General features: G+C 54.1%; 10 protein-coding genes. 2 read left to right on the top strand and 8 right to left on the bottom strand.

Features of this window, described 5'->3' with window-relative positions:
* Window positions 1–9: 9 nt before the first annotated feature.
* The 8 genes from rpsA to gyrA form a co-directional block, all read right to left on the bottom strand.
* A complete protein-coding gene (gene rpsA / locus IEV29_RS07120; RefSeq protein ID WP_188380514.1) occupies window positions 10–1,722 on the bottom strand; it encodes a 30S ribosomal protein S1 in 1,713 nt (570 codons plus the stop codon).
* A 138-nt stretch (window positions 1,723–1,860) separates the two neighbouring features.
* Window positions 1,861–2,538: a (d)CMP kinase gene (gene cmk / locus IEV29_RS07125; protein WP_188380515.1), complete on the bottom strand. Its 678-nt coding sequence runs from the start codon at window positions 2,536–2,538 to the stop codon at window positions 1,861–1,863.
* 67 nt (window positions 2,539–2,605) lie between these two features.
* The gene (aroA, locus tag IEV29_RS07130; protein WP_188380516.1) at window positions 2,606–3,931 is read right to left on the bottom strand and encodes a 3-phosphoshikimate 1-carboxyvinyltransferase; all 1,326 of its coding nucleotides are present in this window, start codon (window positions 3,929–3,931) and stop codon (window positions 2,606–2,608) included.
* Entirely contained in the window at window positions 3,928–4,830 is a 903-nt protein-coding gene (locus IEV29_RS07135; protein ID WP_229726273.1) for a prephenate dehydrogenase, read from the bottom strand. The genes aroA and IEV29_RS07135 overlap by 4 nt, the downstream gene beginning before the upstream one ends.
* A 40-nt stretch (window positions 4,831–4,870) precedes the next feature.
* Window positions 4,871–5,974 carry a histidinol-phosphate transaminase gene (hisC, locus tag IEV29_RS07140; protein WP_188380517.1) on the bottom strand — a complete coding sequence of 368 codons (1,104 nt, stop codon included), beginning with the start codon at window positions 5,972–5,974 and terminating at the stop codon, window positions 4,871–4,873.
* Between the two features lie 82 nt (window positions 5,975–6,056).
* On the bottom strand, window positions 6,057–7,133 hold the full coding sequence (gene pheA, locus IEV29_RS07145) for a prephenate dehydratase (RefSeq protein WP_188380518.1): 1,077 nt from the start codon (window positions 7,131–7,133) through the stop codon (window positions 6,057–6,059).
* A gap of 45 nt (window positions 7,134–7,178) precedes the next feature.
* Window positions 7,179–8,276 carry a 3-phosphoserine/phosphohydroxythreonine transaminase gene (serC, locus tag IEV29_RS07150; protein ID WP_188380519.1) on the bottom strand — a complete coding sequence of 366 codons (1,098 nt, stop codon included), beginning with the start codon at window positions 8,274–8,276 and terminating at the stop codon, window positions 7,179–7,181.
* Entirely contained in the window at window positions 8,276–10,891 is a 2,616-nt protein-coding gene (gene gyrA, locus IEV29_RS07155) for a DNA gyrase subunit A (protein ID WP_188380520.1), read from the bottom strand. The genes serC and gyrA overlap by 1 nt, the downstream gene beginning before the upstream one ends.
* Window positions 10,892–11,108: 217 nt before the next feature.
* On the opposite strand from gyrA, the gene IEV29_RS07160 reads away from it, so the two are divergent.
* Both IEV29_RS07160 and ompA read left to right on the top strand, forming a co-directional pair.
* Window positions 11,109–11,768 carry an OmpA family protein gene (locus IEV29_RS07160; RefSeq protein ID WP_188380521.1) on the top strand — a complete coding sequence of 220 codons (660 nt, stop codon included), beginning with the start codon at window positions 11,109–11,111 and terminating at the stop codon, window positions 11,766–11,768.
* A gap of 307 nt (window positions 11,769–12,075) precedes the next feature.
* Window positions 12,076–12,687: an outer membrane protein OmpA gene (gene ompA, locus IEV29_RS07165; RefSeq protein WP_188380522.1), complete on the top strand. Its 612-nt coding sequence runs from the start codon at window positions 12,076–12,078 to the stop codon at window positions 12,685–12,687.
* The last annotated feature ends 26 nt before the right edge of the window (window positions 12,688–12,713 follow it).

Here is a 12,713-nt window from a genome sequence, read left to right on the forward strand (position 1 = left end):
ACGATGAACTTAGTTCTTGTTGTCGAGCTTAGCCTTGAGCAGTGCGCCGAGGCTGGTCGTACCCGAAGCTGCATTGGCATCAGCCGACATCTTTTGCATTGCTTCCTGGGTTTCAACATTGTCTTTCGCCTTGATCGACAGCTGGATGCTGCGCGCTTTGCGATCGACATTGATGACCATTGCTTCGACGGTGTCGCCGACTTTCAGATGCGTACCGGCATCTTCCACGCGATCGCGGGAGATTTCGGAAGCACGCAGATAGCCTTCGACTTCTTCGGACAACTGGATCACTGCGCCTTTAGGCTCGACCGACTTGACTGTACCGGTAACCAGTGCGCCTTTGTCGTTCATTGCAGCGAAGTTGTTGAATGGGTCACCTTCCAGTTGCTTGACGCCGAGCGAAACGCGTTCACGTTCCACGTCGATTGCCAACACGATGGCTTCCAGCTCGTCACCTTTCTTGAACTTGCGAACCGCTTCTTCGCCAGCTTCCGTCCAGGACAGATCGGACAAGTGAACCAGACCGTCGATGTTGCCAGCCAGACCGATGAACACGCCGAAGTCGGTGATCGATTTGATCGCGCCGCGGACTTTGTCACCTTTCTTGTGGTTGACTGCGAAGTCATCCCAAGGGTTGGCCTTGCACTGTTTCATGCCCAGGCTGATACGACGACGTTCTTCGTCGATTTCCAGAACCATGACTTCCACTTCATCGCCCAGTTGAACGACTTTGTTTGGTGCCACGTTCTTGTTGGTCCAGTCCATTTCGGAAACGTGGACCAGACCTTCGATACCCTGTTCGACTTCAACGAACGCGCCGTAGTCGGTGAGGTTGGTAACTTTACCGAACAGGCGGGTGTTTTGCGGGTAACGACGCGACAGACCGGTCCATGGATCGTCGCCCAGTTGTTTGACGCCCAGCGAAACACGGTTTTTCTCTTGATCGTACTTGAGAACCTTGGCAGTGATCTCTTGACCAACGGTGAGCACTTCCGATGGGTGACGCACACGACGCCATGCCAGATCGGTGATGTGCAACAGACCATCGATACCACCCAGATCCACGAACGCGCCGTAGTCGGTGATGTTTTTGACGACGCCGTTGACGATGGTGCCTTCTTTCAGGGTTTCCATCAGTTTCTGACGTTCTTCACCCATCGACGCTTCGATGACAGCACGACGCGACAACACGACGTTGTTACGTTTGCGATCGAGCTTGATGACTTTGAATTCGAGGGTTTTGCCTTCGAACGGGGTCGTGTCCTTGACTGGACGCGTATCGACCAGCGAACCTGGCAGGAACGCACGGATACCATTGGTCAGAACGGTCAGACCGCCTTTGACTTTGCCATTGACGGTGCCGGTAACGATCTCACCGGATTCCATCGCTTTTTCGAGCGAGAGCCACGATGCCAGACGCTTGGCTTTATCACGCGACAGGATGGTATCGCCGAAACCGTTTTCGAGCGATTCGATTGCGACCGAAATGTAGTCGCCGACGTTGACTTCGAGTTCGCCATTGTCGTTCTTGAATTCCTCGATAGGAATGAAGGCTTCAGATTTCAGGCCAGCGTTGACGATCACAAAGTTGTGGTCGATACGAACGACTTCAGCCGAAATAACTTCGCCCGAACGCATGTCTTGACGCGACAGCGATTCTTCAAAAAGAGCGGCAAAACTTTCCATACCAACGGAGTTTTCTTGGGTAACAGCAGTAGACATAATTAGAGGAGATTGACCTGGATTTGCGTTTTCGATCTACTCAGGACACAAGCATGATCGGCTAAATCTAGGGTTAGGTTTTTCAACATCTGCCTGACTTTGCGCCAGTACAGACACCGGGTACTTCTACGACATTTTTCAAGCAGACTGCGATACGGCAGCGTACCAGCCAAGCACCTGTTCAACCGCCTGATCGACGGTCAGATTGGAGGTATCCAGCAAATACGCCCCCTCTGCTGGCTTGAGCGGCGCAACGGCACGATTAGCATCACGCGCGTCCCGTTCGTTCAAATCTTTCAAAAGGTCGTGCATATTAGCAGAAAATCCCTTGCCAATCAATTGCTTATATCGTCTTTCCGCACGCGCCTCGGCGCTCGCGGTCAAAAATACTTTTAGACAAGCATTCGGGAAAATTACGGTGCCCATATCGCGTCCATCCGCCAGCAAGCCTGGCGCCTCGCGAAAACGCAACTGCAACTCGACCAGCGCCTGACGAACCGCAGGTAACGCGGCAATTTTCGATGCCGCATTACCAACTTCTTCGGCCCGAATTGCCAAAGAGACATTGTCGCCATTCAGAAACACGTCGTCTGCCTGAAACGTCGGTTTTAACCGTGATGCGACCTCCACCAGCGCGGCTTCGTCATCCAGCGACACCTTGTGGCTCAGGGCAGACAAGGCCGTCAGCCGGTACAAGGCTCCCGAATCCAGATAATGAAAATGCAAGGCAGTCGCCACCCGCTGGGCAACAGTGCCCTTGCCAGAAGCGGTTGGTCCATCAATCGTAATAACAGGAATTGCGTCGATAGAAGTCATGGTGTGCGGGGAAGAACGGGACATTTGTTACCGAGCACAAGCCATTCCAGCGCGTGCTCGGCATCCATCAAAACAGGCTATCTTCGGTAATCTTGGCAAATGCCTCGAAATAATCAGGGAATGTCTTGGCCACGCATTGCGGATCATTGATACGCATTTTGTTGCCGCGACGCGCCGTGCCATCCAGCGTTGCCAGAGAAAAGCACATGGCCATGCGGTGATCATCATAGGTATCGATGGCGGCTGTCTTGATTTCTGTCGGTGGCGTCACCTTCAGGTAATCCTCGCCCTCCTCGACCAGCGCACCAACCTTGCGTAATTCGATCGCCATGGCACTGAGACGATCGGTTTCCTTGACGCGCCAGCTGCCGATATTGCGCAAGGTGCTCGGACCTTCCGCGTACAACGCCGCAACTGCGATCGTCATGGCTGCATCCGGAATGTGATTGAAATCAGCATCAATCGCCGTCAAGGCACCGTTCGATGTCGCTTCGATCCAGTTGTCGCCCATCGTGATGGTCGCACCCATTTGCTGCAGCGATTCAACAAAACGGACATCGCCCTGAATACTGTCTTTGCCTACGCCCTCGACACGCACAGGACCTCCAGCGATCGCACCTGCTGCAAGGAAGTAGGAGGCCGAAGATGCGTCACCTTCGACATGAATGACACCAGGGCTGCGATAACGCTGACCGGTCTTGACGGTGAAAGACTGCCAGCCGTCGCGCACGACTTCGACACCAAAACGGCGCATCAGATTGAGCGTAATTTCAATGTAGGGCTTGGAGATCAGTTCGTCAATCACATCGATCACCACATCATGCTCACGCGCCATCAACGGCGCTGCCATCAGTAGTGAAGTTAAAAACTGGCTAGATACATTGCCACGTACCTTGATGCGTTCACTCCGCAGCAAACCGCGTTGAATATGCAGCGGAGGAAAGCCAGGCTCACCTGTGTAACCGATACGCGCGCCGATACTGTTGAGCGCATCGACCAGATCGCCAATCGGACGCTCATGCATGCGCGACACGCCGTGCAAGGTGTAATCACCGCCGAGTACCGCCAGCGCCGCTGTCAGTGGACGAATCGCCGTGCCGGCGTTTCCCATGAACAGATCAGCCTGATGAATCGGCAAGACACCATTAATGCCATGCACGATGTAGTCTTGCGACTCGCCAATCTGTTCCCATTTGACGCCAAGCTTTTGCAATGCCATCAGCATGACATGCGTATCATCAGACGCTAGCAAATCCTTGATGTGTGTCGTTCCCTCGCCCAGCGCTGCCAGCAGCAGGGTGCGATTGGAAATGCTTTTGGAGCCCGGCAGACGTACCGTGCCTTTGGCATGCATCGCCGGTTGCAGATCCAGATGATGCGGATAATGTTTCATGCGTCGCGATCCTGTTCAGGTTGAGCTTCCGCTTTTTCTATATTTTGCAACCATGCGTGACGCGCATTCTGTGCGTTGGCAAACATCGCTTCCAACGCAGGGCCGTCGCTGGCTGCCAGCATGGCACGCAACGCCGTGATCTGCTGCAGATAGGTATCCAGTTCCCCAAGAATCGCTGCCTTGTTTGTCAGGGCAATGTCGCGCCACATTTCTGGCGAGGAACCGGCAATGCGTGTGAAATCGCGAAAACCGCTGGCAGCGTAATTGAACAAGGTATCCGCGTTATCGCGCCTGGCACATTCATCCACTAACGCAAATGCCAGCAGATGCGGCAAATGACTGACGGCCGCAAATACCGTGTCATGCTCCTGCGCACTCAACATATGAACATTGGCCCCGCACAGTTGCCACGCTTGCGTCACGCGTGCCAACTGCTCTTGACTGTTTTGTGGCAGCGGCGTCAGCACCACCTTCTTACCGACGTATAAATCAGGAATGGCCGCTTCAGGGCCGGTCGTTTCCCTGCCGGCGATCGGATGACCAGGCACAAACTGGGCAATCTGTGCGCCCAATGCACGCTCAGCCGCCGCAATGACTTCACCCTTGATACTGCCTGCATCGGTGATGACTGTTTGTGATTCCAGACAGGGCTGAATACGGGAGAGAATCGCGTGCGTCTGCGCAACCGGTGCCGCCAGCAACACCAGATCAGCGTTGCGCATCGCGTCTTCGACCGAGGTCGCAATGCGATCAATCAGTCCCAGTTCTTTCGCACGCTGCAAGGATGCTGTACTGCGCCCTACACCGACAATCTCTCCTACCGCGCCGGCCTTGCGCAAGGCACTGGCAAACGATCCGCCTATCAGGCCGACGCCAAAGATGACGATTTTATTCAACACAGGGCTATCCGTTCTTTTTCAGGGGCAATCCGGCGACCGATCAAACCAATGCTTTTTTCAAAGCAGCGATACACAAGGTGTTTTCCTGCTCGAGGCCAATCGAAATACGAATCCACTGCGGCAAGCCATAGTTGCCAACGGGACGCACGATTATGCCCTGCTTGAGCAATGCCAGATTGACGCGCGCGCCTGCACCTGCATCCTCACCGACCTTAACCAACACAAAATTGCCGGACGATGGCACATACTGCAGTCCCATTTCGTCGAAAGCTGTCGTGAACTGACGATAGCCGGCGGCATTCAATGTTGCGCTACGCGCGACAAAGTCGGTATCGCGCAATGCGGCAATCGCTGCGGCCTGCGCAAAGGCATTGACGTTAAATGGCTGACGAATGCGGTTGAGCAAATCCGTAATGCCGGCCTGCGCAATTCCGTAACCGATCCGTAGCCCGGCCAGACCATAGACCTTGGACATGGAACGTGACACCAGCAGATTAGGGTACTTTGCCACCCATGCAATCGAATCGTATTGCTGCTCGGCACTCAGAAATTCGGTATAGGCCTCATCCAGCACGACCACAATATGCGCCGGCACCTTCTTCAGAAAAGCCTCGACCTGTTCACCCGGAATGAAGGTGCCAGTCGGATTGTTTGGATTGGCGATAAAGATCAGACGCGTATCGTCCTCGATCGCTGCCAGCATGGCATCCAGATCATGGCCATAGTCTTTTGCCCGCACTACCAGCGCGCGCGCGCCCACCGCTTGCGTAGCAAGCGGATAAACGGCAAACGAGTATTCCGCATACACCACGGATTGACCGGTTTGTACAAATGCACGTGCTGCCAACTCCAGGATATCGTTGCTGCCGTTACCTAACGTAATCCATTCGGCGGGCACGCCGTACTTCTCGGTGAGCGCTGCTTTCAGTTCAAATCCATTGCCATCCGGATAGCGCCCGCCGTCCGCCACGCCAGCCATTGCCTTGCGTGCCGACTCCGGCATGCCCAAAGGGTTTTCGTTGGAAGCCAGCTTGACGATCTTTGCCTCATCAAGACCGAATTCACGCGCGACTTCGGCAATAGGTTTGCCACCTTGATAAGGTGCGATCGCGCGAATGTAGTCAGGGCCGAGAGGATGCGACATAAGAGTTTTTCCGGATGCAGGCACACAGAACACGTGCCGTATTTTGATGATTTCGCTCAGGCGACTAGCTCACCCTTGCCGCTTACAAGCTGGATGGATAAGAGCCCAGTACCTTGAAGAAGGCAGCGTTGTCTTTCAACTCTGCCAGTGCATCGGCAACCTTGCTATCCATCTGATGTCCTTCGACATCGACATAAAAATAGTATTCCCACTTGCCCATGCGCGCCGGCCGCGATTCAAAACGCGTCATCGACACACCATGTTTGGCGAGTGGCGCAAGCAGGTTATGTACGGCACCTGCCTTGTTCGGCACCGACAACACCAGCGAGGTCTGATCCTTGCCACTGGCAGCCGTTACCAGACGACCGATCACAGCGAAGCGTGTGCGGTTATGCGGATCATCCTGCACATGTGCCTTCACGATCTGCAGATTGTATTTTTGCCCGGCAATCTCACTCGCAATGGCAGCAACGGTCGGATCTTCACTTGCCATGCGCGCCGCCTCGGCGTTGGAAGCAACGGCACGTCGCTCGATACCGGGGTGATTTTGATTGAGCCAGAGTTGACATTGCGCAAGCGCCTGCGAATGAGCACAGATCACGCGCACTCCATCCATGCTACCGACACGCGTCATCAAACTGTGGTTGACCGCCAGTGACACTTCGCCACTGATGATCATCGTGGTCTGCAACAACAAATCGAGCGTACGATTAATGACGCCTTCCGATGAGTTTTCAATCGGCACGACGCCGAAATCTGCAGTGCCAGCCTCGGTAGCGCGAAAAACCTCATCAATGGATGCGCACGGCATGCCATCGACTGCCTGACCAAATTGCTGATAAACCGCTTGTTCGCTGAACGTACCTGCCGGGCCAAGATAAGCCACCGTCACACGCTTTTCGAGCGCGCGACAGGCGGACATGATTTCGCGAAAGACCGTTTGCACATCCGGCGACAGCATCGGTCCCGGATTGCGTTCGGCCACACTACGCAAGACTTGCGCTTCACGCTCCGGACGGAATACCGGTGCATTGGTTTCCGCTTTGACGTGACCGACTTCCTGTGCAACACGCGCACGCTGGTTCAGCAGAGCAAGAATCTGCGTATCGATTGCATCGATCTGCTGACGCAGCGGCTTGAGCTTGTCATCCATCGTCATGGTGGTGCGAACCCGTTGAATCGTTGAACTAGTAACTGATACCGATCAGCCGTACTTCTTCTCGAAGTCCTTCATGAAGGCAACCAGCTTTTGCACGCCTTCGAGTGGCATCGCATTGTAAATCGATGCACGCATGCCGCCGACGGACGAGTGGCCTTTCAACTGCACCAGATCATTCTTGTCGGCTTCCTCGATGAATTTGGCATTCAGCGATTCATCACGCAGGAAGAATGGCACGTTCATACGCGAACGATGTGCTGCCGGCACGCGATTGATGTAAAAGTCGGTCGAGTTCAGATAGTTGTAGATCAGATCTGCTTTCTGAATATTGATCTTCTCCATCGCGGCCACACCACCCAACTTAAGCACGTGCTGGAATACCAGTCCGGCAATATAGATCGGATAGGTCGGCGGCGTATTGAACATCGAATCATGTTCCACCACCAGTTTCCAGTCAAAGGCAGACGGGCAGATCGGCAATGCATGTCCGAGCATGTCGTCGCGCACGATCACGATCGTGACGCCCGATGGACCGATGTTCTTCTGTGCGCCCGCGTAGATCACTGCGTACTTCGAGACGTCGAATTCACGCGACAGAATGTTGGAGGACATGTCGCCGACCAGCGGTACATCACCGACTTCCGGCGTGTAATCAAACTCAACGCCACCGATGGTTTCATTGGTGCAGATATGCACGTAGGCAGCGTCAGGCGTGAGCTTCCACGTGTCACGCGCAGGGATATAGGTAAAACCGGCATCTTCTGACGACGCTGCGATATTTACCTTCGCATATTTGTGTGCTTCTTCGATGGTCTTGACCGACCAGTGGCCGGTGTTGACGAAATCGATCGTGGCAGGTTGTTGCGATTTGCGGCCGACCAGGTTCATTGGGACGACTGCATTTTCCGCAATCGCGCCGCCCTGCATGAAAAGAATTTGATAGTTATCCGGAATCGACAGCAACGCACGCAGATCACTCTTGGCATTGGCAAGAATCTCTGTGAACTCCTTGCCGCGATGGCTCATTTCCATCACAGAGAGTCCACTTCCCCGCCAGTCCGTCATCTCATCTGCTGCCTGCTGGATCACTTCTTTTGGCAGAGCAGCCGGACCTGGCGAAAAGTTATACACCACGCGCTTCATTATTCTTCTTCCTCCGTACCGGATTGATCTTCTTCAACATCTGACTCAAGTATGCGTTGCAGGCCGCTGAGCTTGGTGCCATCCTCGACCGCAATCAAGGTGACGCCTTGCGTCGCACGTCCCATTTCGCGAATTTCTGCCACGCGCGTGCGGATCAACACGCCGCCCGTGGTAATCAGCATGATTTCATCCGATGTATCCACCAGCGTTGCTGCAACGACCTTGCCGTTACGCTCGCTGGTCTGGATCGCAATCATGCCCTTGGTGCCACGACCATGGCGCGTGTATTCGGTAATCGGCGTACGTTTGCCGAAACCGTTTTCCGTCGCGGTCAGCACCGACTGCTGTTCGTTTTCGGCAACCAGCAAGGCGATGACCTGCTGCCCCTCTTCCAGATTCATGCCGCGTACGCCACGTGCCGTACGGCCCATCGGACGTACATCGTTTTCATCGAAACGCACAGCCTTGCCCGCGTCCGAGAACAACATCACGTCGTGCTTACCATCGGTCAGTGCCGCGCCGATGAGGAAATCGCCTTCATCCAGATCGACCGCGATGATGCCGGCCTTGCGTGGGTTGCTGAAATCGCTGAGCGAGGTTTTCTTGACGGTGCCAAGACTGGTCGCCATGAAGATGTAATGATCTTCAGGGAAGCTGCGGTTTTCACCGGAGATCGGCAGGATCACGGTGATCTTTTCGCCATCCTGCAGCGGGAACATATTGACGATCGGCTTGCCGCGCGAATTGCGCGAGCCTTGCGGCACTTCCCACACCTTCAGCCAGTACATGCGACCGCGATTGCTGAAGCACAGAATGTAATCGTGCGTATTGGCGATGAAGAGCTGATCGATCCAGTCGTCTTCCTTCGTCGCCATCGCCTGCTTGCCGCGACCGCCGCGTTTTTGCGCGCGATACTCGGTGATTGGCTGCGACTTCATGTAACCACTGTGCGACAAGGTCACGACCATGTCTTGCGGCGTGATCAGATCTTCGGTGGCAAGGTCGGTCGCGTTCAGTTCGATGGTCGAACGACGCTCGTCTTTATTGCCGATACCGTAATCGTTTTTTGCCAGCGTCAGCTCATCGGTAATGATGACGGTCACACGCTCAGGCTTGGCCAGAATATCCAGCAGGTCAGCGATTTCTGCCATGACGTCTTTGTACTCATTGACGATCTTGTCTTGCTCAAGACCGGTCAGACGCTGCAGACGCATTTGCAGGATTTCCTGCGCCTGATCATCGGACAACTTGTACAGGCCATCGGACTGAATGCCATATTGCTTCGGCAGATTTTCCGGACGGAAGGCATCGATGCCACCGACATTTCCCTCACCGGTACGTGCCAGCATTTCACGAACGACCGAGGAGTCCCATGCACGCGACATCAGTTCCATCTTCGCCACTGGGGGCGTTGGTGCCGCCTTGATGATGGCGATGAAGTCATCGATATTCGCCAGTGCAACCGCCAGACCTTCCAGCACGTGACCGCGTTCGCGCGCCTTGCGCAGTTCGAACACGGTACGACGCGTCACGACTTCACGACGATGCGACAGGAAGCATTCGAGCATCTGCTTGAGGTTCAGCAACTTCGGCTGACCATCGACCAGCGCCACCATGTTCATGCCGAACGTGTCCTGCAGTTGCGTCTGCTTGTACAGATTGTTCAGCACAACTTCCGGTACTTCATTGCGCTTGAGTTCGATCACGACGCGCATACCCGACTTGTCCGACTCGTCGCGGATGTCGGAAATGCCATCGAGCTTCTTGTCACGTACCAGTTCAGCAATACGTTCGAGCAGCGATTTTTTATTGACCTGGTACGGCAGCTCATCAACGATGATGGCCGAACGACTATCCTTGCCGAATTCCTCGAAATGCGTTTTTGCGCGCATGACCACACGGCCACGGCCAGTGCGATAACCATCACGCACACCGGAAACACCGTAGATGATGCCGCCGGTCGGAAAATCAGGCGCCGGGATGATTTCGATCAGTTCATCCACCGTGCAATGCTCGTTACGCAGCACATGCAACGCACCATCGATGATCTCGGTAATGTTGTGCGGGGGAATATTGGTCGCCATACCGACGGCAATACCCGACGCGCCGTTGATCAGCAGATTGGGTACCTTGGTAGGCAACACGGACGGTTCTTTTTCCTTGCCGTCATAGTTGGGAACAAAGTCAACCGTTTCCTTGTCGATATCGGCAAGCAGCTCATTGGACAACTTGTCGAGGCGACATTCCGTGTAACGCATGGCCGCAGCGTTATCACCATCGATCGAACCAAAGTTGCCTTGGCCATCCACCAGCGTGTAACGCAAGGAAAAGTCCTGTGCCATGCGTACCAGCGTGTCATAAATCGAGGCATCACCGTGCGGGTGATATTTGCCCATGACTTCACCGACTACACGCGCGCATTTGACGTAAGGACGGTTCCAGACGTTGTTCATTTCATGCATGGCGAACAACACACGGCGGTGTACAGGCTTGAGCCCGTCTCGCACATCAGGCAACGCGCGGCCCACGATGACGCTCATGGCGTAATCGAGGTAACTCTTGCGCATTTCTTCTTCGAGCGAAATCGGGATGGTTTCTTTTGCGAATTGATCCATTGGCGGTTCGTCTGGTCTTTGGCGGGTAAAGAAGAATCGTCGGAATTACGGGCGATCCGGCAAAGCTGAGAATTTTACCACGTCGAACAACTCTCTTCCCTGCTTTCAACACTTTGCTGCGGTTTATCCTCATGCAAGTTATGCAACAAAATATGGTTAAATGGCGCATTCGAAAGCGCTTATCGCATCGCGCTCACAGCACCTCCCAGAGAAAATCATGATGAATAAAATGGCCCTTGCACTCATGCTGGGCACCTCGGCCATGTGCGCATTCGCGCAGGCAGATCAGACAAAACCCATCACCAACGGATACAACCAAAACAGCCAAGGCGACGTGACACGCAGCGAATTCGGCCTGTGCTGGCGATCCGGTTCCTGGACGCCAAACGATGCCATCGCTGGTTGCGACGGCCCACTCAAACCACCCATCGCCAATCCCATTGCGCCCGACGTTGCCAACTCTCTCGGAAAAGACGTTCCAGTCACCGTCGCACGCTGCGATTTTTCAATAATGCTGGCGGCCGACCAGTCGTTTGCATTTGGTCAAGCAACGTTAAAGAAGCAGGCGTCAGAAAAACTGGTCGCCGCACTAAAGGAGAAATTATCCAGTTGCCAATCTGTCGATGGCATCACAGTCATCGGCCATACTGACGCGATTGGCAATATGCAAACCAATCAGGAATTATCCGAACGACGCGCATCCGCAGTTGCCAACATCCTGCGCCAGGCACAAATCCCAGGCCTGATTCACACAAGAGGTGTAGGCAGTACTCAGCCCGTCACGGCTTGCCCAACGACCTTGACCAAGGCAAAACGCATCACGTGTCTTGCACCAGATCGGCGCGTTGAAATCCATGTGAATGGTCCAAAAAAGTGATTTTCGAAAAAATTTCCTCAAAAACAGAGAACGATTTTGATGTCCAAAGGTCAATGTTTTGCCAGAGGAAACATTGCTGCACGTCTCGTTGTGTATACACAACGGAATTGGGAAATGATTAATTAGCTTAATTAGCAACGTTCGCGATGGTGCATTGGCTGTGGCAGAATTAGGTGCAAATCACTATTGCATGCGAACAATTTTGTTTCATGTGGTTTTTGAAGCACGTGATACTATCCAAACCGATGTCATTCACGTAATCAGCGCAGTTTATCTGCGGATATCTCACCCGAGAGGAGAAAGAAATATGAATAAATTAGCAAAACTCGTCTTCGCTGCATCCGCGGTCGTTGCCATGTCTGCTCACGCTCAAACTGACATTAAGGCAGCAAAACCACACAGCGCCTACGCACAAGATGCAAGCGGCAATGTCGTGCGTAACTCCACCGGCCTGTGCTGGCGCACCGGTTACTGGACCCCTGCTGACGCAGTTCCAGGCTGCGATGGCGCACTGGTCGCTGCTGCTGCACCTGCTCCAGCACCTGCTCCAGCTCCAGTTCCAACCGCTGAAAAGGTAACGTTTGCTGCTGACGCATTCTTCGATTTCGACAAAGCAACGCTGAAACCAGAAGGCAAGGCAAAACTGGACGACCTGGCATCGAAACTGGGTAGCCTGAATCTGGAAGTCATCATCGCTGTCGGCCACACCGACTCCGTTGGTTCCGATGCATACAACCAAAAACTGTCGGTTCGCCGTGCAGAAGCTGTGAAGTCCTACCTGGTTGGCAAAGGCGTTGATGAAAAACGCGTCTACACCGAAGGTAAAGGCGAGAAGCAACCAGTTGCTACCAACAGCACCGCTGCTGGCCGCGCACAAAACCGCCGCGTAGAAATCGAAGTTGTGGGTACCCGCAAGTAATTCGATTTAACGCGAAGACAAACCCC

Source organism: Oxalicibacterium faecigallinarum (assembly GCF_014635705.1).
Taxonomy (GTDB): Bacteria; Pseudomonadota; Gammaproteobacteria; order Burkholderiales; family Burkholderiaceae_D; genus Oxalicibacterium; species Oxalicibacterium faecigallinarum.